The following is a 19,269-nucleotide window of genomic DNA, read 5'->3' as shown; positions in this document are numbered from 1 at the left end:
CCGCGCCGCCGGGCCGACGCCTGCGGCCGACCGCGCACCCGCGCCACCCGCGCCGCCCGCGCCGACGCAGCAGCGCCGGCTCAGCGGACGGGCTGCGGGATTGGCGGGCGACAACGTGATGGCGAGTGACGCGGTGGCTGACGGCGGACTGGTGGCGCTCGTCGTCCGTCACCTCGTACCCGAGGGGCTGGACAGGCTGGACAGGCTGGAGGGACTGGACAGGCTGGAGGGACTGGACGGGGATCTGGTGGCGCGGGTGGCGGCGGCGGTGCACGCGCGGCCCCCGCTCGCGCTGGCCGAACTGGCGCCGCTGGTGAGCCGGGCGGCGCGGGACGGCGATCCGACGGCGCTGTCCATCGTGCGCGAAGCCGCGACCCTGCTCGCCAGGACCGCCTCCGAGGTCCACGAACCGGGCCTGCCGATCGTGCTCGCCGGCAGCGTCCTCACGGCGGAAGGCCCCGTACAGGATGCCGTACGGGGCCTTCTTGGGGGTGCCAACACGGCGCCCGCCGTAGCCAGCGGCGCTAGGTCCCCCGCCGTAGCCAGCGGCGCCACGTCGCCCGCCGTAGCAGGCAGCGCCACGTCGCCCGCCGTAGCAGGCAGCGCCACGTCGCCCGCCGTAGCAGGCAGCGCCACGTCGCCCGCCGTAGCGTGTGCTGCGGGCGCGACCCTGACGGGCGACGCTGCGGGGGCGGCGGCACCCGTCGTGGCGGGCGCTGACGCGGGGACGGCGGCATCCGACGTGGCGGGCGACGCCGCGAGGACGGCGGCACCCGTCGTGGCGGGCGACGCTGCGGGGGCGGCGGCCTGGTTGGCGGCGCGTTCCCTTCTCGATCGGCGAGAGGCGCGGGCGCGCCACCCGTGCTTCGTCCGGCCCGCCCGCTGAGCACCGCCCGCCGCTGTTCTCAAAACGTTCAGCAGGCGGTGGGTGGCCGCCGGTCGGACGGTGGTGCGCAGCCGGTCGGACGGTGGTGCGCAGCCGGGCCCGGGTCGCCTGCCGGTGACCGCGGCGGGAGCGTTCACGAGAGCGATCACGACGACGAGGTCGTCGCCGTTCGAGTCGTGCCGCGTCAGTCGCGGATGATGGCCGGCTTCGGGCCGCCGTAGACCGGGTTCTTCGGCAGGCGGTCCTTGGTCACCAGCAACCTCAGCACCCCGGCCTCCTCCGACTGCGCCTCCCAGACGATCCAGTCGTCCCCCACCTCGACCGACTGCTTGTCCGCCTCCACGCGCCACCCGTTGTTGTCCGGCGCGGGGGTGATGACCTGGTAGACCGCCTTCAGCCCGCGTCGGCGGGCCTCGGCGAGCACCTCACCCACCGTCTTCTCATCGGCGCTGAAGCCCTCCAGCATCTCGCCCTCGCTGGTCGCGGGCCGCATGTTCTGGTACTTCTCCCCCGGCTGCGCCGCCCGGCCCAGCTTGACCACGCCGTGGCTGTCGTAGCCGCGCCGCACCATCACCGTCATCGCACACCCGGGTTCGCCGAGCCGGCAGCCCGCCGGTGAGGTGCCGGTGCCGATCCTGCGGTCGTCGTTGGGGTTGTCGACGACGACCCCGGGACCCGAGTTCACGTGGGTGATCTCGCCCACCTGACCGGGCGAGGACGGTGCCGTCTCCAGCCGTACGTTCAGGCCCACCGCCTTGAAGCCCTCGGTGAACTTGGTGAAGTCGGCCAGCGGATCCTTGATCGTAGCCACGTAGTAGTCACCCTCCAGCCGGATGTCGATGGCGGAGTTGGCGTAAGAGGTGGCGGGGCCGCGTTCGCCCAGGACGGTCGGGCCGATGACGGCCGCCGCCGCGAGCCCCGCCACGGCCACGGCGCCCACGACAAGGCGGCGCGTGCGGTTGCCTCGGGACGTAACCGGCACGACGGGCGCGGGCTCCTCGGCGGTGATCGAGGAGAGGAGCGCCCGCGCCCCCGCGCCGGACGCCCGTCCGGCCAGGTCCTCGTCGTGGACGCGGGCGAGGTTCTTCAGCTCGTTCATACGGACTCCACTGCGAGATGGCCGACGGAGACGCCGGCACCGGCCAGCGCCTTGGAGAAGCGCTTGCGCGCCCGGTAGAGCCTGATGCGTACGGCGTTGCGTGAGCAGCCGAGCACCTTGGCGATCTCCCCGTGGTCCAGGCCCTCCCAGGCGACCAGCGAGATCAGCTCCTTGTCGTCCTCGGACAGCTCGCGGAACGAGCGCGCGATGGCGCCCAGTTCGACGCTGCCTTCGGGTGAGTGGGTGTAGAGGTCGGCGACGTCGGTGTCGAGGGCCACGCTCCTGTGCCGGTGCCTGGCGACGCCGCGCCGGTGGTTGGCCAGCACGTTCCTGGCGACGCCGTACAGCCAGAGCCTGGCTTCGCCGTCCGGCGGGAGCGCCTCGACGCGGCGCCAGGCGATGGCGAAGGTCTCGGCGACCACGTCCGCCGCGTCCTCCGGGGAGTCGCAGCGGCGCGTGGCGTAGCCGAGGATGTGTTCGTACGTCTGCTTGTAGACGGCCTCGAACCGCTGCTCGCGGTCATCCACGGGCGTTCCCCATGGTCGGCCTCCTCGGGTGTCGGGATCGGAACACCCCGTACATGTCGAGGGAACCTCCAGCATTTCAGCCGATTTTTCACCTTGTGAGCAGAGCCGCGCTCCCGTAACTGCCGCCGAAGCCCGTCACCAGCGCCACCTCACGCCCCGAGCGCAGCTCCCGTACGGCCTGGGCCACGTTGTTCAGCCCGTGGACGTAGCCCTCCGAGAGCAGGCCGCCGTGCGGGTTCACCCAGGCGTGACGGCGCTCCAGCAGGTACGCCCCCAGTTCACCGCGCTCGACCAGCCCGAAGTCCTCCAGTTGCCGGGGCACCAGCCACGAGTAGGCGTCGTACGGCACCATCACGTCCACGTCAGAAGGCCGCATTCCGGATGCCTGCCAGAGCATGGGAGCCACGTACGAGGAGAAGATCGCCGTGACGTCGGCCGCGCGGTCCATCGCGGAGCAGCCGGGGCCTCCCCCGCGTACCACCGCCTGGACGCGTGGCCCGCCGAGCACGCCGCTGACCAGGAGGGCGCAGGCGCCGTCGGTCTCCTGGCAGCAGTCGACCGTGCGGAGGGGGGTGCAGACGTACGGCCTGGACAGGTAGTCGGCGAGGGCGAGTGGTTCGCGGCGCAGGGCGCGGGGGTTGGTCTTGGCGTTGTCCCTGGACTGGGCGACGACGGCGTGCAGGTGCTCGGCGGTGAGGCCGGTGTCGTGCAGATAGCGGGTGGCGGCCAGGGCGAAGAGCGGGACGGGGCCGGTGAGTCCGTAGGTGAAACGTTCCTGGGGGCCGGTGGAGACCGTGTTCATGCGGTGGCCGGACCGGCCGTTGAGCGCCCGATATATCAGGATATTGCGTGCTAGGCCGGAGTGGATGAGCATCGCCGCGTCACCCAGGATCGACGCCGCCTGGGTGCCGCCTCCGGCGATGTCGTTGTGCCAGCCGAGCCGTTCGATGCCCAGGGCCCTGGCGACCTGGACGACGGGCGCGGAGTCGTTCATGTGGTAGCTGAGCACGGCGTCCACCTCGTGCGGCCCGATCCCGGCCTCCGCGCACGCCCCCCGGCACGCCTCCACCGCCAGCTCCAGCTCGCTGCGCCCGGACTCCCTGCTCAGCGCCGTCATCCCGATGCCCGCCACGGCCGCCCGCCCCGCGAACGGCTGCATGACCCACGTCCCTCCGTCAGCCCGGCGACCTCGACGCCGCCACGCTAACCCGCCGCACGTCGGCGGGCAAGCGCTTGCTCGGCAAGCAGACCAGGACCTGCTCCTCGCACCACGGCGAGATCGCCAGGTGCGAGCGAACCGAGACCTGCTCCTCGCACCACGGCGAGATCGCCAGGAGCCCACCTGTCCGGATCGGCGCCCGAGCCAAAGACCTGAAGGTCAGGACAGCCGTCGCGCCAGCGACTCAAGCTGGGCGACGATCTCCCTCACCTCGCCCCCCTCCACCCCCAGCGCCCGCGCCAGCTCCTCGTCCACGGTCGCCGTCCCCGCCAGCCGCTTGCCCCGCTCCGGCACGCCGGGCGCGGCACTCACCAGCGTCCGCCGCCGGTCGGCGGGGTCGGGCTCGGTCACCATCACCCCGGCCTCCCGGAATCTGGCCACCGACACCGACACCAGGCTCTGCGGAAAACCGGTCCGCTCGGTGATCTCCTTGATCGAACTGCCGGGATGCTCGAAGACGTCCACCAGGACAGTCCTGGCGCTACCGGTCAGCTTGTGGATGCCGGACGCCGGGATGGCGTCCTGACCGATCTGGACCAGCTTGTGCCCCAGGAGCAGCAGTTCGAGCCCGTTCATGTTCCCATTGCACCACATTCGTGATACATCTAAATTATGATGCATCACGAAACAGATGTAATCCAGGTCCCCGGCGCCGAACTGCGCTACGTCCGGCAGGGCACCGGCCCCCTCCTCGTGCTGATCGCCGGCGGCGACGGCGACGCGGCCGCCGGCGCCCCGCTCGCCGCTCAACTCGAACCCCACTACACGGTCCTCACCTACGACCGTCGCGGCCTGTCAGGCAGCACCATCGACGACCCGGAGCAGCCGCCGACGGTCACCACGCACGCCGACGACGTCCACCACCTGCTGACCGCCCTCACCACCGAGCCCGCCCTCGTCTACGGCAGCAGCATCGGCGCGATGATCTCCCTCGAACTGGCCGCCCGCCACCCCGAGCAGATCCGCCTCCTGGTGGCCCACGAGCCCCCCGCCACCCAACTCCTCCCCGAGCAGGACCGCGCCCAGGCCGCCACGGCACAGCGCGAGGTCGAGGAGATCTTCCAGAAGGAGGGCGCGATGGCGGCCCTGCGCAAGTTCCTGGTGCTGGCGGGCATCGACCCGGCCGATCGCGAGGAGGACGCCCCCATGCGGTCCCCGAACCCCGAGCGGATACGCAACCTGGAGTTCTTCCTGACCTACGACGCCCCCGCCGTCCGCCACCACCGGCTGGACCTGGACGCGCTGAAAGGCACGCACATCGTCCCCGCCGTGGGCACGAACTCGGGGCAGGTCATGGCCTACCGCTGCGCCCTCCTCCTCGCCGACCGGCTCGGCCTGCCGTACGCGGAGTTTCCGGGCGGCCATAACGGCAGCGTCTTCCGTCCCAAGGCGTTCGCCGCGCGACTCCACGAGGTACTGGAAACCCCGCCCGACCAGCGGATTACAACATTTGCCCAGGAATCAGGTGACTGAGCACCTTCACGGAAGCTGTCCCAGCTTGTAATACAGAGGTGCGATCTACCGATAGCCCATCATCATCACGCCGAGGTGAGCGATGGATCTACGCTATGTCCGGTACGCCATGGCCATTGCCCGCGCGGGAAGTCTCCGCCGGGCCGCGGCCGCCCTGCACATCGCTCAGCCCACGCTGTCGGAGCAGCTCAGGGCACTGGAGAAGGAGATCGGGGTCGAGCTGTTCAGCCGTTCCTCCAGCGGCGTGCAGCTCACCGAGGCGGGCGAGGCGTTCCTCGCCCAGGCCACGGTCGCCGTCGACGCCTTCGAGCGCGCCGTGGCCGCGGCCAGGAGCAAGGGCGAGACCGCCCGCCTGGGCGTCGCCGACGGCCTGGCCGACGTGGTGGCCCGGCTGCTCTCCCAGCTCCACACGGGCCGCCTGCGGGTGGCCCCGATGGGCACGGCCGAGCAGATCGTCTCGATCGCGGACGGCACCCTGCAGGCCGGGCTCGGCTACGCGCCGGGATCCCTGCCCAGGGGCGTGGCCCGCATGCTCGTCCACCGCTTCCCGGTACGCGCCCTGCTGCACCGCGAGCACCACCTGGCGGCGCACGACGCGGTGTCGCTGTCGGACCTGGCCGGCGAGCCGCTGGTCATGCCGGAGTCCGACGCGGTGGCCGGGGCCCGAAGGTTCCTCGAAGGCTTCGTACGCCACCGCCTCCACCCCCGCCTCGGCCCCTCCGCGGCCACCCATGACCTGGTCATCAACATGGTCGAGGAGGGCACGGGCTACGGCTTGTGCGTCCACGAGGGCACCACGATTCCGGACACACTAGTATTTGTACCGATAAAAGAGGACGTACCGCCGCTCGAAGTGGTCTTCCTCTGGAATCGCCAGGCTGACGTGCACGAACTCGTGAGCGCGGCTCGCCATCTCGCCCGATCTGGATAGCTCTAATATCTAACGATGCGCATCTCCGAACTCAGCGCCAAGTCCGGCGTCGCCATACCCACGATCAAGTACTACCTGCGCGAGGGCATGCTGCACCAGGGCGAGCAGACGGCCGCGACCAGGGCCGAGTACGACGAGTCGCACCTGCGCAGACTCCGCCTGATCCGGGCGCTGCTCGAAGTGGGCAGGCTCTCCGTGGCCTCGATCAAGCAGATCATCGCCGCCGTCGAGGACGAGTCGATGCCCACGCACGAGGTGCTGGGGACCGCCCACTACGCGCTGGGCCCGGCCGTCGAGCCCGAGCCCGGCGAGGAGTGGCAGGCCGCCCGCGCCCAGGTGGACGAGCTCATCGAGAAATTGGGCTGGGACATCCATCCCGCGGCACCCACCCGGGACGAGCTGGCCCAGACCCTCGTGAGGATGCGCCAGCTCGGCGTGGCGATCGATCTGGGGCCGTACGTGGAGGTGGTGCGCAAGCTGGTCTCCGAGGTGGAGATGAACACCATCCCGTTCGACGGCCCGCGTGACGCCGCCGTGGAGTCCCTGGTGCTCGGCACCGTTCTGTACGGCCGGGCGCTCGACACGCTGCGACGCATGGCCCACGAGTCGGAGTCGGCCCGCCGCCTCAGCTCCTAGGACCCGCCGCCTCGGCTCCCAGAGCAGGCCTCGGCTCCTAGAGCAGGCCGTTGGCGCGCAGGATCCCGACGGCCCGCACCGTGGCCGCGCCACGCCACTCCAGCGACCCGGCGGGCGAGAACCGCGCGTAGTCCACGACCCACCCGCCGTCGTCCTGCTGCTCCCCCGCCAGCCGGACGAGGTCGGCCGCGATCACGGCGGGCTCGAACAGGTCCCGGACGGGCCGCCCGGGGTAGGGCGCGAAGTCGAGGGGACGCAGGGCCTCGTCCACGGTGCCGCCCTCGACGGGCACCCTGCCGTCCTCGGGGATGTGGGCGCCAAGGCGTTTGAGCAGGTCGGCCGCGCGGGGGTGGCTGTCGTAGACGGCGTCGAGGAAGGCCACCGCGAACAACAACACGTACGCGTGCGGCCGCTCCTCCAGCGCCGCGATCGTGTCGACGCAGTAGCGCGTGGCCTTCTCCAGCCACGGATGCCGGGCCACGGCCGCGTCGTGGACGGCGACGCGCTGGGCGGCGGCCGCCGTCACGGCGGTGATCTGCAGGGACGAGGTGCCGGCGTCGCCTCCGGACCACCACGGCGCGGTGGCGGTGGGGACCGTGAGCGGCAACGAGAACGGCAGCCCGCCGTCGGGCAGCGTCACCGCGTCCAGCCAGTCGCACAGCACGACGGCCTGCGGCGAGGAGACGGGGGCGAGCTCCCCGAACACCTCGAAGGCGTGCAGGGCGGCGCCGGGCTGGCTCTCGGGCGAGCGCAGGTCCGGCTCCAGGCCCCAGCCGTAGCCGCCGTCGAGGTTGCGGTAGCCGTCCAGGGCCGAGAGCATTCCGACCGCGCTGCCCTCGCCCGTGAGCAGGTCGAAGCGGCGACGGTCGAGGACTCGCGCGTGCCCGGCCATGAACCCGGGGACCGCGGATAGGTTCGCATTCATGCAGCTATCGTGCCCAGATAGCCGCCACTCGGTCTTGTAGGTTCCGGACACCCTACGCGTGCAGGGCTTTCGACCTCGTTGAATGAACGACCGTACAACCAAGATTCGACGTCCGTACAATGAGACCCGTGACCGAGCCGCCCCGCCGCACCCGCGCCCAGCAGCGCCGCGACACCGAAGCCCGGATCCTGGCCGCCCGCGAGACGTCGCTGGTGGTGCCGCGCTGATCGGCGCGATCATGTCGGGACGCGAGAGGTTCGCCGCGCAGCCGGTGGCGCGGATGGCCAGGCTGGCCTCCGACGGGACGCCGCGCGTGGTGCCCGTCTCCTTCGCCGTGCTGGACGACCGCGTGGTGACGGCCGTCGATCACAAGCCCAAGACGACCACCGACCTCGCGCGGCTGCGCGACATCCGGCGCGACCCGGCCGTCAGCCTGCTGGCCGACCACTACGAGGACGACTGGACACGCCTGTGGTGGGTGCGCGCCGACGGGCGGGCCGCGATCGCCGAGGACACAGGGGACCGCGAGGAGGCGCTCGACGCGCTGGCCGCCAAGTACGCCCAGTACCGCGAACACCGCCCCGTCGGCCCCGTCATCGTCGTCGAGGTGACCAGATGGAGCGAATGGTCTGCTACTCCCTGATGGTCACCGGCCGTTTCAGCAGCCACAGCGCCGCCCGCTGGAGCAACGTCCGATGGATCTCGTTGCCGTACGACCTCGTGTCGTGCCCGAGCGCGTCGTAGAACACCCGCCCGCGCCGCACCGGACGGGCCCAGATCAGCGGCTGGCCGTTCGCGGAGGCCAGCGGCTCGACGTCGTCCAGCACGTCCATGTCGCTGTAGACCTCGTCCACGACGTCGAAGTCCCGCAGGCCCTCCACCACCGGATGGGTGCCGTGCACGCGCACGCCCGTCCAGCCCAGCGGCGGATGGTGGGACTTGGGCCACGTCCAGCAACCGCCCAGCACACGCGGCCAGCCCTGCCAGTCGTCGAAGCAGATCGACGCCGAATGCATGCACAACAGTCCGCCACCTCGGTCGAGGTGGTCGAGGAGGTTCGCCCGCGCCTCGGCCGGTAAGTCGAAGCGCCACTCGCCCCGCAGGTCGGCGAAGCGGTCCTGGTCCATCTGCCAGCGCAGTGCGTTGACGGTGATGAGCTGGACCTCCGACGGCTCGCTCAGCGCGCCCGCGATGTCCTCGGTGATCTCCGACTCGACCCCCACCTCGGCGAGCACTTCCGCGAGTGCGGCCGATGTGGCGGCGAAGTCGTGGAACAGGCCCCCTGACAGGATCAGATTTCTCGCCACCCGCCAACCTCATCACGCTTGTCCCGGCATTTCCACCCGTGAGCTGTCACATCCGGCGTCTCTTCCCCGTCCTGTCCATGTAGAGGAAGGAAGAGGACATGAGAGTTCTGGTCGCTGGAGCCACCGGGGTCATCGGCCGTCAGCTCGTTCCGCTGCTCAGGGCGGTGGGGCACGAGGTGGTCGGGCTTTCCAGGTCGCCGCGGGCGGACGTCCGCGTGGACGCGCTCGACCGGGACGCCACGGTCGCGGCCGTACGTGGGGTCGCGCCGGACGCGGTCGTCCACCTGCTGACGGCCATCCCCAAGGCCATCAACCCGCGCAGGATGTCGCAGGAGTTCGCCCTGACCAACCGGCTGCGCACCGAGGGCGCCAGGAACCTCATCGAGGCGGCCCCCGGCGCCCGGTTCCTCGCCCAGGGACTGGCCTACGCCTACACCCCCGGGCCGGGGCTGGCCGATGAGGACACGCCGTTGTGGCGGGAGGCGCCCAGCCAGTTCGCGCCGGTGGTGGCGGCGCTGGAGGACATGGAGCGGCAGGTCGCCGGGGTGGGCGGGCTGGTGCTGCGGGTCGGGCACCTGACTGGGCCAGGCTCGGTGTACGACGAGGACGGCTCGACCACGCGGTCCGTACGGGCGGGCAGGATGCCGATCGTGGGCGACGGAGGGTCCGTGATGTCGTTCACCGACTCGCACGACGCCGCCACGGCCGTCGTCGCCGCGCTCGACCGGGACGTCTCCGGGGTGCTGAACATCGTGGACGACACGCCGGTCAGGCTCGGCGACTGGCTGACCGCGTACGCGGCCTCGCTCGGCGGGCCCAAGCCCAGGCGGGTGCCCGGCTTCGTGGCCAGGCTGCTCGTGGGTGGCTTCGGCGTGGCGTACATGACCAGGCTCAGGGGCGCCGACAACTGCCGCGCGCGCCTCCAGCTCAACTGGCGGCCCCGGCACGCCTCGTTCCTGGCCGACAAGGCATGATGCGAGCCGTGGAGGACTTCGAAGAGCATCGCCCCATGTTGCTCGGGCTGGCCTACCGCCTGCTCGGCAGCATGTGGGACGCCGAGGACGTGGTGCAGGAGGCGTGGCTGCGCTGGCAGGGCACCGACAGGGGCGAGGTCAGGGAGCCGCGGGCGTTCCTGGTGACCGTGGTCTCGCGGCTGGCGCTCGACCAGCTCCGCTCCGCGCGGGTCAAGCGGGAAGCCTACACCGGGCCCTGGTTGCCCGAGCCGGTCATGACCTCGGAGGCGGGCCCGCTGGACACGGCCGAGCTGCGGGACACGGTCTCGTACGCGACGCTGCACCTGATGGAGCGGCTCTCGCCGCCTGAGCGGGCGGTGTTCGTGTTGCGGGAGGCGTTCGAGCTGCCCTACGACGAGATCGCGGAGATCGTCGGCTCCTCCGTGGCCAGTGCCAGGCAGCTCCACCACCGCGCCTCGGGCAGGCTGGCCGAGGGCCGCGACCGGTTCAGGCCGTCCAGCGAGGACCACGCGAAGCTGCTGGTGAAGTTCATGGAGGCGGCGACGGGCGGCGACCTGGCCGCGCTGACCGAGCTGCTGCACGAGGACGTCATCGCCTACAACGATGGCGGCGGCAAGGTGCGGGCGGCGCTGCGGCCGATCGTGGGCCGGCGCAAGGTGCTGGGGCTCGTGGACGGGCTGATGACCCGCTACCAGTTCACGGAGGCGCGGATCATCGACGTCAACGGCACGCCCGCGGTCTGGACGCGGGTCGAGGACGACGGGCAGCAGCTCGTCCTGCTCGACATCCAGGACGGCCTCATCAGAGGGATCTATGCCATGCTGAACCCCGACAAGCTCGAACATGTGCGACTGGGCTGACCTGTCCGATCTATAGTCGCCCCTATGGATCTCGGCATCTCGGGCAAGGTCGCCCTCGTCACCGGAGGCAGCGCGGGCATCGGGCTCGCCGCGGCCAAGAGTCTCGCGCGGGAGGGCTGCGACGTCTGCATCGCCGCCCGCGACCCGGAGAAGCTCGCCGACGCGGTGGTGGAACTGCAGGAGTTCGGCAAGGTCGTGCACGCGGTGCTGGCCGATGTGGAGGACCCGGCCGCCGCCCGGCGGGTGGTCGAGGAGACGCGCGACGTGGTCGGCCCGGTGGACATCCTGGTCGCCAACGCGGGCGGGCCGCCGCCTGGCCGCTTCGACGAGCTAGGGCTCGCCGACTGGGACGTGGCCGTCCAGCGCAACCTGCTCGGCACCGTACGGCTGATCCACGCCGTGCTGCCCGAGATGCGCTCGCGCGGCTGGGGGCGGATCGTCACGATCACCAGCAGGTCGGCCCGCGAGGCGTTGGACGGCCTGGCGCTGTCGAACGCCACCCGCTCGGCCGTGGCCGGCGTGGTGCGCACGGTGGCCCGCGAGGCCGCGCGCGACGGGGTGCGGATCAACAACGTGATGCCCGGCTCGATCGCGACCGAGCGGCTGTTGCAGACGGCGGGCAGCGAGGAGGAGGTGCGGCGGCGCGGCGAGGCGTCACCGGCCGGCCGCGTCGGGAGTCCCGAGGAGGTCGGGGACGTGGTGGCGTTCCTGGCCAGCGAGCGGGCCTCGTTCGTGAACGGGGTGTCGATGCTGGTGGACGGCGGGGAGAGCCGCGTCATCGCCTGACGAGCGTGCCGGCCTGGGGAGCCGCGTCATCGCCTGACGAGCGGGCTTGCCTGGGAAGCCGCGTCATCGCCTGACGAGCGTGCCGACGATCGTGCCGGCCCAGGTCTCGTCGTCGTCGGGCAGGTCCACGAAGTACGACAGGTTCGCCCGGTGGAAGCAGGCGCCCATCAGCATGGAGGCGGCGGCGCCCGCGTCGATGCCCGCGTCGAGCCGGTCGGCGCCCTGCTCGGCCCGCAGGATCTCGGCCAGCGCCTCGATCGGCAGGTGCGGGCCCGAGCCGGCCTTGACCAGCATGGTCCTGAACCCGTCGAGGAGCGGCGGATCGCCCAGCACTCCCCCGGCGATGGCCGCGGCCCTGGTGTAGAACTCCAGCGCCATGGTGGTGAACGTGGTCAGGTTGGCGCGGATCTCCCCCTGCCCCACGCTCAGCCGCAGCTTCGCCAGCGCGGGCGCGAGCGCGGGCATCCGCTCCAGCAGCACCGCGAGGAGGAGCGACTCCTTGCTCGCGAAGTGCTTGTAGAGCAGCGCCTCGGAACAGCCGGCCTGGTGGGCGATGCGTTTCGTCGTGGCCCCCGCGATGCCGAACTCGTGTATCGCCTGCTCAGCGGCGTCGATGATGCGATCGCGTGTGCCCATCCGCCCATGATATGAGCGTGTGCTCACTCTCACGGGCGTACATGACATCCTTCCTCTTAGGGAGACCACTGAAAGGGCGTAGGGGTATGGACAAGCCGGTCATCGTGACCGTGGACGACGATCCTGGCGTCTCGCGGGCGGTCGCCCGCGACCTGAGACGCCGCTATGGGCAGGAATACCGCATCGTGCGCGCGGAGACGGCCAGAGACGGCATCGACGCGGTGAAGCAGATGCGGTTGCGCGGCGACGAGGTGGCGGCGATTCTGGCCGACTACCGCATGCCGCAGATGAACGGCGTGCAGTTCCTGGAAGCGGCGATGGACATGTATCCGTTCGCGCGCCGGGTGTTGCTGACCGCCTATGCCGACACCGACGCGGCGATCCAGGCGATCAACGTGGTGGATCTGGACCATTATCTGCTCAAGCCGTGGGACCCACCGGAGGAGAAGTTCTACCCGGTGATCGACGGGCAGCTCGACGCCTGGTTGCGTACCGACCGGGTCGAGCAGGCCGAGCTGCGGGTGGTGGGCGACCGGTGGTCGGCGCAGTCGTACAAGGTGCGGGACTTCCTGGCCCGCAACCACGTGCCCTACCGGTGGATGTTGTCGGAGGACCCCGAGGGCGCGCAGCTCGTGAAGGCGGCCGGCGAGGGGTGTCACCTGCCGCTGGTGGTGACCGCCGACGGGGTCACGCTGGAGTCGCCCGACCAGGCGACGCTGGCCACGGCGGTGGGGTTGTCCACGACGCCGGCCACCGACTTCTACGACCTGATCGTGGTGGGCGGCGGCCCCGCCGGGCTGGGCGCGGCGGTGTACGGCGCCTCGGAGGGGCTGAACACCGTGCTGGTGGAGGCGTACTCGTCGGGTGGGCAGGCCGGGCAGAGCTCCCGCATCGAGAACTACCTGGGCTTCCCCGACGGCGTCTCCGGGCAGCAGCTGGCCGATCGGGCGCGCAGGCAGGCGCAGAAGTTCGGGGCGGAGCTGCTGACCGCGCGCAAGGTCGTCAGCCTGGAGCCGCGCGGGCAGGCGCGCGTGGTGGGGTTCAAGGGCGGCGGGGAGATCGCGGCGCACGCGGTGATCCTGGCCACCGGCGTCACCTACCGGCGGCTGGAGGTGCCGGGGCTGGAGGAGTTCAGCGGCCGGGGCGTCTTCTACGGCGCGGCCCTGACCGAGGCGCCGGCCTGCAGGGACACCGAGGTGTTCATCGTGGGGGCGGCCAACTCGGCGGGGCAGGCTGCCGTCTACCTGTCGGGATTCGCGAGCAAGGTCCATTTGTTGGTGAGGAGTGATGGTTTGGAGAAGTCCATGTCTCACTACCTCATCGAGCAGATCGCCGCGGTGCCCAACATCGAGGTGCACCTCGAGACACAGGTCGTCGGCGCCGCCGGCGACGCCCACCTGGAGCGGCTGACGCTGTCCACGAGGGGCGAGGAGCGCACGCTCGACGCGCAGTGGTTGTTCGTCTTCATCGGGGCCGAGCCGTACACCTCGTGGCTGGGCGAGACGATCGAGCGGGACGCGCGCGGGTTCGTGCTGACCGGGCCCGACCTGGTGCAGGGCGGGCGGCGGCCGCGTAACTGGCCGCTGCGGCGCGAGCCGTACTTCCTGGAGACCAACGTGCCCGGGGTGCTGGCGGCCGGCGACGTGCGCGCCGAGTCGATCAAGAGGGTGGCCTCCGCCGTCGGCGAGGGCGCGATGGCCGTCGCGCTCGTGCATCGCTATCTGGAGAAACAATGATCGACATCGATGAACTACGCAAACTCTTCCTGTTCGAGCGGCTGACCGACGAGCAGCTCACCAAGCTCGCGACCAGCGGGCGGGTGCAGACCTACGCCCAGGACGAGGACGTCGTCCGGCAGGGCGAGCCGGCCGAGTGCTTCGCGGTGCTGCTCGAGGGCGAGATCCAGATGATCAACGAGACGGTCAGCGCCGGGACCGTCGCCATGCCCCGCGCCTCGCAGCCCGGCGTCTACGGCGGCGCCACCGCGGCCTACCTGGGCGAGCGGGCGCCGCAGACCTACCAGCACACGCTGCGCGCCACCGCGCCGACGCGCATGTTCATGCTGCCGGCCAGGAAGTTCGCCTACATCGTGACCGAGTGGTTCCCGATGGCGATGCACCTGCTCGACGGCCTGATGTCCGGCGGGCGGATGCAGCGGGAGATCATCGACAGGCGGCAGCGGCTGACCGCGCTCGGCACGATCACGGCCGGGCTCACCCACGAGCTGAACAACCCGGCCGCGGCGGCCGTGCGGGCGGTGAGCGAGCTGCGTTCGCTGATCAAGACCTCGCGCCTGCAGCTCGCCCAGCTCGCCGAGGACGGCATCCCGCCGGAGAAGCTGCGCGCGCTGATCGAGGCGCAGGAGGCGTGCACGAGCAACCTGGGCAACCAGTCGCAGCGCTCGCCGCTGGAGATCTCCGACGCCGAGGACGAGCTCGGCGAGGCGCTGGACGAGCTGGGCGTCGACGACGCGTGGGAGCTGGCTCCCGCGCTGGTCAACGCCGGTTTCAACAAGTCCGACCTGCAGAAGATCCGGACGAAGGTGGGCGAGGAGCAGACGCCCGCGGCGCTGCACTGGCTGGCCGAGGCCATCGAGATCTCGCAGATGCTCAACGAGGTGACCGAGGCGACCGAGCGCATCACCACGCTCATCCGCTCGGCCAAGCAGTACTCCCAGATGGACCGGGCGCCGTTCCAGCAGGTGGACGTGCACGACCTGCTCGACAGCACCGTCGCCATCTTCCGTGGCAAGATCCCGCCGGGCATCAGCGTGGTCACCGACTACGACCGCACGCTGCCCGACATCCCGTGCTACGCGGGCGAGCTCAACCAGGTGTGGACGAACCTCATCCACAACGCCCTGGACGCGATGGAGCAGGAGGGCACGCTGACGGTGCGCACCGCGTACGACGAGGACGAGGCGATCGTCGAGATCGGCGACACCGGTCCCGGCGTGCCCGACGCGATCAAGGACCGGATCTTCGAGCCGTTCTTCACCACGAAGAGCGTCGGCGAGGGCACGGGCCTGGGGCTCGACATCTCCTACCGGATCGTGGCGGGGCGGCACGGCGGCGAGATCAAAGTTCGTTCGACGCCGGGTGAGACCTGGTTCGAAGTGCGCCTTCCGCTCCGCGAACCGGTCGCCACCCCCTGATTTTTGCGGGCTCCGACTTGTCAGGATGGTTCCTGACCGCATGTAATGGGTGACCGAAATGCGGGAAGGAGCCGACCCGGTGAGCACGTCGGAGTCCGTGAAGGGCTCACGTTCACTGAACACGCTGCTCGGCGTGCTCGGCGGCATCGAGCGCCTCGGCAACAAACTGCCGCACCCGTTCTGGTTGTTCGTCATCCTGAGCGCGGTGCTGGCCCTGGTGAGCTGGGTTCTGGCGGCGGCGGGGGTGTCCGCCGTCAACCCGGCGACCGGCAAGACCGTGGTGGCCAAGAACCTGCTGTCCGCCGACGGCGTGCGGATGATCGTCGGCGACGCGATCGAGAACTACACCTCGTTCCCGCCGCTCGGCACGATCCTGGTCGTCATGCTCGGCGTCGCGGTGGCCGAGCGGTCGGGGCTGCTGGCGGCGGTGTTGCGGTCCGGGGTGTCGAGGGTGTCGCCGAAGTGGGTGACGTTCGCGCTGGCGTTCACCGGGATGGTGGCGCACGTGGCCTCCGACGCCGCGTACGTGGTGCTGATCCCGCTCGGCGCGCTGGCCTTCCGCGCGGTGGGCCGCAGCCCGATCCTGGGCATCGTGGTGGCGTTCGTGTCGATCTCGGCCGGTTACGACGCCAGCCCGCTGGTCACCCCGGTGGACGCCGTGCTGTCCGGGCTGACCACGGCCGCCGCCCACACCATCGACCCGGCGTACCTGGTCACGCCGCTGGCCAACTACTACTTCTCGATCGTCTCCTCCCTCGTGCTGGCCGGGGCGATCACGTTCGTCACCGAGCGGGTGCTGGCCCGCCGCGTCGAGTCCATCCCCGTCGACCCCGACGCCGACGAGGACGACCTCGGCGCGCTGACGCTCACCCCCCAGGAGCGCCGGGGCCTGCGGGCCGCCCTCATCACCCTGGTGGTGTTCCTGGCCGCGATGGTGGCCGCCGTGCTGCCCTCGGGCTCGCCCCTGCGCGGCGAGGGCGGCAGCGTCGTGCAGTCGCCGCTGCTCACCTCGATCGCGGTCTTCCTCGGGCTGGCGTTCCTGGCCGTCGGCTGGGCGTACGGCAGGGCCGCCGGCACCGTCACCGGCAGCGGGGACATCCCGGCGTTCATGGCGAACGGGATCAGGGAGATGGCGCCGATCCTGGTGCTGTTCTTCGCGATCTCGCAGTTCCTGGCCTACTTCAAGTGGACCGGCCTCGGCGAGATCATCGCCGTCAACGGGGCCGACCTGCTGCGCTCGTCCGGGGTGAGCGGGCCCGTGGTGTTCCTCGGCATCCTGCTCGTGGTCACCCTGATCAACCTGGTGGTGACCAGCGGGTCGGCCCAGTGGGCGCTGGTCGGGCCGGTGTTCGTGCCGATGCTGATGCTGCTGAACATCCCGCCCGAATACACCCAGGCGCTCTACCGGATCGCCGACTCGTGCACGAACGCGATCACGCCGATGAGCCCCTACTTCGTGATGGCGCTCGGCTTCCTCCAGCGTTACCGCCGTTCGGCCGGGATCGGCACGCTGGCCTCGATGACGATCCCGCTCGCGTTCACCCTGCTGGTCGTCTGGACGCTGCTGTTCTTCGTGTTCTGGTGGCTCGGCATCCCGCTCGGCCCCGGATCACCCGTTCCCTAGTGACCGTTGGAAGGATTCTCGTGTTGATCACCGACTGGACCCGGCAGGCCCTGCCGGCCATGCTCGACGACCTCAGGGCCGTGGTGGAGCTGGAGACCCACAGCTACGACAAGGCCATGCTGGTCAAGGGCCTGCGCTCGATCCGGGCCAGGGCGGTCGGGCATCTCGGCACTCCGGACGACGAGATCCTGCACGAGGGCGGCCAGCATGGAGACGTCCTGGAGCTCTACTACCGGGGGACCGCGCCCGGCACGGTGCTCATGCTCAGCCACTACGACACCGTCTGGCCGACGGGCACGCTGACGAGCTGGCCGTTCGCGGTGGTGGAGGGCAAGGCCACGGGGCCCGGCGTGTTCGACATGAAGACCGGCCTCGTGCAGTCGATCTGGGCCCTGCGCGGGCTTCGGGAGCTGGGGCTGCCGCATCCGAGCGTGCGGTTCCTGTTCAACGGGGACGAGGAGATCGGGAGCCCCGCCTCGCGCGAGCACATCGAGGCGGCCAGTGAGGATGCCCTGGCCACGCTGGTGTTCGAGGCCTCCATGGACGGCGCGCTCAAGACCGCGCGCAAGGGTGTGGGGCTGTTCAACGTGAGCGTGACCGGGGTGGAGGCGCACGCGGGGCTGGATCCGTACGCGGGGGCGAGCGCTGTCCACGCGCTGGCCGAGATCGTCACGACGCTGGCGGGGTCGGGGTCGCGCGAATACGGCACCACCGTGAACGTCGGGCTCATCAGCGGCGGCACGGGGCGGAACGTCACGGCGGGGCATGCCACGTGCGGCATCGACGTGCGGGTCACCGATCCCTCCGAGATGGGGCGGATCGATGACATCTTCGCCGACCTGCGCGTCTCCGACCCGCGGGTCACCATCTCCGCCACCGGTGAGTGGAACCGGCCGCCGATGACGCCCAACCCCGCCTCGCAGCGGTTGTTCAAGGAGGCTCAGGGAGTGGCCGCCGGGTTCGGGTGGCCGGTGGACGAGGTGGCCGTGGGCGGGGCCAGCGATGGGAACTTCGTGTCCGCGCTGGGGCGGGCCGTGCTGGACGGGATGGGGGCCGTGGGCGACGGGGCGCATGCCCGGCACGAGCACGTGCTGGTCGAGCACATTCCGGAGCGCACGGCGCTGACGATCGGGCTGATCAACGCACTGGCCTGAGCCCTCGGCTCAGCCGTAAACGTTGTCACGGGCCAGGTCGAGGGCCGTCAGCACGGCACCCTGGAGCACGGCGTTGCCTTCCACCGTGCTGGCGCGCACCTCGCTGGGCGCCGGGGCCAGCTTCCGCAGGCACGCGGCCACCTCCCCGGCCAGCTCGTCACCCCCCTCATGCCCGCCCGCGCCACCGAGCACCACGAGCCCGGGATCCAGCAACGTGACGAAGGCGGCGGCGCCCTTGGCGACGCGGGCGGCGAACTCCGTACGGTCGAGCCCGCTCGACACGCTGGAGGTCACCAGGTTGCAGAACGCGGTGCCGTCCACCTCCAGGAACCCGATCTCGCCCGCGCCTCCCGACATCCCCCGGCGCAACCGCCCGCCGAGCACGACCGCCGCGCCCACTCCGTCACCCAGCCAGATCAGCACGAAATCCTCGGCCCCCTGCGCGGCGCCGGTGCGCAGCTCGGCGATGGCGGCCAGATTCACCTCGTTCTCCAGGACCACCGGAACGCCACCGAGCCGCTGACTCCACGAGCCCACCAGCCCGGATCGCCACCCCGGCACGTCATTGGCTGACACCAGCTCTCCGTCACGCGGGGCCACCAGCCCCGGCGCCCCGATCACCACGCTCTCCAGAGCCCGCTCCCCCGCCGCCTCGGCCAGGACGCCTTCGACGAGGTCCACGAGGTCGCCGCCGACCGCCCTGGCGGCCGAGCCGACGACCCGCCCGGTGAGGTCGGCGACGGTGACGTGGACGGCGTCCGGCCGCAGGTCCACCCCCGCCACGTGGGCCCGGTCCGCCACCAGCGCGTACACCCGCGCGTTGGGCCCCCGCCGCTCCTCACCCGACTCCCCCGCGGCCTCGATCAGCCCGCCCTCCGTGAGCCGCTCGATCAGGTCGGACACCGTGGGCCGGGACAACCCGGTCAGGGATCGGAGCTGAGGAGCGCTCAGCGGACCCCGCTCCAGCAGCAGATCGAGCGCCAGCCGATCATTGATGGCCCTGGCCATGGACGGGGTCGCGGTCTTCATGCTCCCCATATTAGTCAGGGAGCCTGCCTAAAAGCTCTTTTCATCAGGA

Annotated in this window: 19 protein-coding genes and 1 pseudogene; 12 read left to right on the top strand and 8 right to left on the bottom strand. The window is 71.0% G+C overall.

Annotation, left to right across the window (positions count from 1 at the left end):
- Positions 1-886 (top strand): annotated as a pseudogene (locus ACFPZ3_RS45270) (hypothetical protein); the annotation flags it as partial.
- A gap of 184 nt (positions 887-1,070) precedes the next feature.
- On the opposite strand, the gene ACFPZ3_RS45265 reads toward ACFPZ3_RS45270, so the two are convergent.
- The 4 genes from ACFPZ3_RS45265 to ACFPZ3_RS45250 form a co-directional block, all read right to left on the bottom strand.
- Complete coding sequence (locus ACFPZ3_RS45265) at positions 1,071-1,985, bottom strand: hypothetical protein (RefSeq protein WP_379520585.1); 915 nt, start codon at positions 1,983-1,985, stop codon at positions 1,071-1,073.
- Positions 1,982-2,512, bottom strand: a complete 531-nt coding sequence (locus tag ACFPZ3_RS45260; RefSeq protein ID WP_379520584.1) for an RNA polymerase sigma factor — start codon at positions 2,510-2,512, stop codon at positions 1,982-1,984. Before ACFPZ3_RS45260 ends, ACFPZ3_RS45265 begins: the two co-directional genes overlap by 4 nt.
- An 88-nt stretch (positions 2,513-2,600) precedes the next feature.
- The gene (locus ACFPZ3_RS45255; RefSeq protein ID WP_379520583.1) at positions 2,601-3,671 is read right to left on the bottom strand and encodes a thiolase C-terminal domain-containing protein; all 1,071 of its coding nucleotides are present in this window, start codon (positions 3,669-3,671) and stop codon (positions 2,601-2,603) included.
- A 219-nt stretch (positions 3,672-3,890) separates the two neighbouring features.
- A complete protein-coding gene (locus ACFPZ3_RS45250; protein WP_379520582.1) occupies positions 3,891-4,307 on the bottom strand; it encodes a MarR family transcriptional regulator in 417 nt (138 codons plus the stop codon).
- A gap of 36 nt (positions 4,308-4,343) precedes the next feature.
- Here ACFPZ3_RS45250 and ACFPZ3_RS45245 point away from each other — a divergent pair, with 36 nt between their 5' ends.
- The 3 genes from ACFPZ3_RS45245 to ACFPZ3_RS45235 all read left to right on the top strand — a co-directional run bounded on the left by ACFPZ3_RS45245 (position 4,344) and on the right by ACFPZ3_RS45235 (position 6,771).
- Positions 4,344-5,204 (top strand): alpha/beta fold hydrolase, encoded by an 861-nt coding sequence (locus tag ACFPZ3_RS45245; protein WP_379520581.1) that lies wholly within the window; start codon positions 4,344-4,346, stop codon positions 5,202-5,204.
- 82 nt (positions 5,205-5,286) lie between these two features.
- Complete coding sequence (locus ACFPZ3_RS45240; RefSeq protein ID WP_379520580.1) at positions 5,287-6,135, top strand: LysR family transcriptional regulator; 849 nt, start codon at positions 5,287-5,289, stop codon at positions 6,133-6,135.
- Positions 6,136-6,150: 15 nt separating this feature from the next.
- Positions 6,151-6,771, top strand: coding sequence for a MerR family transcriptional regulator (locus ACFPZ3_RS45235; RefSeq protein WP_379520579.1), 621 nt, complete (start codon positions 6,151-6,153; stop codon positions 6,769-6,771).
- Between the two features lie 37 nt (positions 6,772-6,808).
- On the opposite strand, the gene ACFPZ3_RS45230 is transcribed toward ACFPZ3_RS45235, so the two are convergent.
- A complete protein-coding gene (locus ACFPZ3_RS45230) occupies positions 6,809-7,696 on the bottom strand; it encodes a hypothetical protein (RefSeq protein ID WP_379520578.1) in 888 nt (295 codons plus the stop codon).
- A gap of 238 nt (positions 7,697-7,934) precedes the next feature.
- Here ACFPZ3_RS45230 and ACFPZ3_RS45225 point away from each other — a divergent pair, with 238 nt between their 5' ends.
- On the top strand, positions 7,935-8,339 hold the full coding sequence (locus ACFPZ3_RS45225; protein WP_379520577.1) for a TIGR03668 family PPOX class F420-dependent oxidoreductase: 405 nt from the start codon (positions 7,935-7,937) through the stop codon (positions 8,337-8,339).
- Here ACFPZ3_RS45225 and ACFPZ3_RS45220 read toward each other — a convergent pair.
- Positions 8,329-9,003: a ThuA domain-containing protein gene (locus tag ACFPZ3_RS45220; RefSeq protein ID WP_379520576.1), complete on the bottom strand. Its 675-nt coding sequence runs from the start codon at positions 9,001-9,003 to the stop codon at positions 8,329-8,331. The genes ACFPZ3_RS45225 and ACFPZ3_RS45220 overlap by 11 nt on opposite strands.
- Before the next feature lie 98 nt (positions 9,004-9,101).
- Between ACFPZ3_RS45220 and ACFPZ3_RS45215 the strand changes: the two genes are divergently transcribed.
- Genes ACFPZ3_RS45215 through ACFPZ3_RS45205 form a run of 3 tightly spaced genes read left to right on the top strand, consistent with a single transcriptional unit; the run spans position 9,102 to position 11,623 of the window.
- A complete protein-coding gene (locus ACFPZ3_RS45215; RefSeq protein ID WP_379520575.1) occupies positions 9,102-9,977 on the top strand; it encodes an NAD-dependent epimerase/dehydratase family protein in 876 nt (291 codons plus the stop codon).
- Positions 9,977-10,837, top strand: a complete 861-nt coding sequence (locus tag ACFPZ3_RS45210) for an RNA polymerase sigma-70 factor (protein WP_379520590.1) — start codon at positions 9,977-9,979, stop codon at positions 10,835-10,837. The genes ACFPZ3_RS45215 and ACFPZ3_RS45210 overlap by 1 nt, the downstream gene beginning before the upstream one ends.
- Positions 10,838-10,861: 24 nt before the next feature.
- Positions 10,862-11,623 (top strand): SDR family oxidoreductase, encoded by a 762-nt coding sequence (locus ACFPZ3_RS45205; RefSeq protein WP_379520574.1) that lies wholly within the window; start codon positions 10,862-10,864, stop codon positions 11,621-11,623.
- A gap of 63 nt (positions 11,624-11,686) precedes the next feature.
- Here the strand turns inward: ACFPZ3_RS45205 and ACFPZ3_RS45200 are convergent, their stop codons facing one another.
- Positions 11,687-12,259: a TetR/AcrR family transcriptional regulator gene (locus tag ACFPZ3_RS45200; RefSeq protein WP_379520573.1), complete on the bottom strand. Its 573-nt coding sequence runs from the start codon at positions 12,257-12,259 to the stop codon at positions 11,687-11,689.
- Between the two features lie 86 nt (positions 12,260-12,345).
- On the opposite strand from ACFPZ3_RS45200, the gene ACFPZ3_RS45195 reads away from it, so the two are divergent.
- The 4 genes from ACFPZ3_RS45195 (at position 12,346) to ACFPZ3_RS45180 (ending at position 18,191) form a co-directional block, all read left to right on the top strand.
- Complete coding sequence (locus tag ACFPZ3_RS45195; RefSeq protein ID WP_379520572.1) at positions 12,346-13,995, top strand: NAD(P)/FAD-dependent oxidoreductase; 1,650 nt, start codon at positions 12,346-12,348, stop codon at positions 13,993-13,995.
- The gene (locus ACFPZ3_RS45190; RefSeq protein WP_379520571.1) at positions 13,992-15,413 is read left to right on the top strand and encodes an ATP-binding protein; all 1,422 of its coding nucleotides are present in this window, start codon (positions 13,992-13,994) and stop codon (positions 15,411-15,413) included. The genes ACFPZ3_RS45195 and ACFPZ3_RS45190 overlap by 4 nt, the downstream gene beginning before the upstream one ends.
- Before the next feature lie 79 nt (positions 15,414-15,492).
- Positions 15,493-17,037 (top strand): AbgT family transporter, encoded by a 1,545-nt coding sequence (locus ACFPZ3_RS45185; RefSeq protein WP_379520570.1) that lies wholly within the window; start codon positions 15,493-15,495, stop codon positions 17,035-17,037.
- A 20-nt stretch (positions 17,038-17,057) separates the two neighbouring features.
- Positions 17,058-18,191, top strand: a complete 1,134-nt coding sequence (locus ACFPZ3_RS45180; RefSeq protein ID WP_379520569.1) for a M20 family metallopeptidase — start codon at positions 17,058-17,060, stop codon at positions 18,189-18,191.
- A gap of 9 nt (positions 18,192-18,200) precedes the next feature.
- Here the strand turns inward: ACFPZ3_RS45180 and ACFPZ3_RS45175 are convergent, their stop codons facing one another.
- The gene (locus tag ACFPZ3_RS45175; RefSeq protein WP_379520568.1) at positions 18,201-19,220 is read right to left on the bottom strand and encodes an ROK family transcriptional regulator; all 1,020 of its coding nucleotides are present in this window, start codon (positions 19,218-19,220) and stop codon (positions 18,201-18,203) included.
- Positions 19,221-19,269 lie beyond the last annotated feature (49 nt).

It is taken from the genome of Nonomuraea insulae, assembly GCF_042656245.1.
Note: the sequence above shows the minus strand (reverse complement) of the source record. Positions and strands in the feature narration are given on the sequence as shown.

Excerpts from the sequence above, each read along its gene's own strand:
- ACFPZ3_RS45215 (WP_379520575.1), top strand. The coding sequence starts at position 9,102 with ATGAGAGTTCTGGTCGCTGGAGCCACCGGGGTCATCGGCCGTCAGCTC.
- ACFPZ3_RS45205 (WP_379520574.1), top strand. The coding sequence starts at position 10,862 with ATGGATCTCGGCATCTCGGGCAAGGTCGCCCTCGTCACCGGAGGCAGC.
- ACFPZ3_RS45230 (WP_379520578.1), bottom strand. The coding sequence starts at position 7,696 with ATGAATGCGAACCTATCCGCGGTCCCCGGGTTCATGGCCGGGCACGCG.
- ACFPZ3_RS45265 (WP_379520585.1), bottom strand. The coding sequence starts at position 1,985 with ATGAACGAGCTGAAGAACCTCGCCCGCGTCCACGACGAGGACCTGGCC.
- ACFPZ3_RS45175 (WP_379520568.1), bottom strand. The coding sequence starts at position 19,220 with ATGAAGACCGCGACCCCGTCCATGGCCAGGGCCATCAATGATCGGCTG.
- ACFPZ3_RS45225 (WP_379520577.1), top strand. The coding sequence starts at position 7,935 with ATGTCGGGACGCGAGAGGTTCGCCGCGCAGCCGGTGGCGCGGATGGCC.
- ACFPZ3_RS45255 (WP_379520583.1), bottom strand. The coding sequence starts at position 3,671 with ATGCAGCCGTTCGCGGGGCGGGCGGCCGTGGCGGGCATCGGGATGACG.
- ACFPZ3_RS45200 (WP_379520573.1), bottom strand. The coding sequence starts at position 12,259 with ATGGGCACACGCGATCGCATCATCGACGCCGCTGAGCAGGCGATACAC.
- ACFPZ3_RS45190 (WP_379520571.1), top strand. The coding sequence starts at position 13,992 with ATGATCGACATCGATGAACTACGCAAACTCTTCCTGTTCGAGCGGCTG.
- ACFPZ3_RS45195 (WP_379520572.1), top strand. The coding sequence starts at position 12,346 with ATGGACAAGCCGGTCATCGTGACCGTGGACGACGATCCTGGCGTCTCG.
- ACFPZ3_RS45235 (WP_379520579.1), top strand. The coding sequence starts at position 6,151 with ATGCGCATCTCCGAACTCAGCGCCAAGTCCGGCGTCGCCATACCCACG.
- ACFPZ3_RS45210 (WP_379520590.1), top strand. The coding sequence starts at position 9,977 with ATGCGAGCCGTGGAGGACTTCGAAGAGCATCGCCCCATGTTGCTCGGG.
- ACFPZ3_RS45240 (WP_379520580.1), top strand. The coding sequence starts at position 5,287 with ATGGATCTACGCTATGTCCGGTACGCCATGGCCATTGCCCGCGCGGGA.
- ACFPZ3_RS45250 (WP_379520582.1), bottom strand. The coding sequence starts at position 4,307 with ATGAACGGGCTCGAACTGCTGCTCCTGGGGCACAAGCTGGTCCAGATC.
- ACFPZ3_RS45245 (WP_379520581.1), top strand. The coding sequence starts at position 4,344 with ATGATGCATCACGAAACAGATGTAATCCAGGTCCCCGGCGCCGAACTG.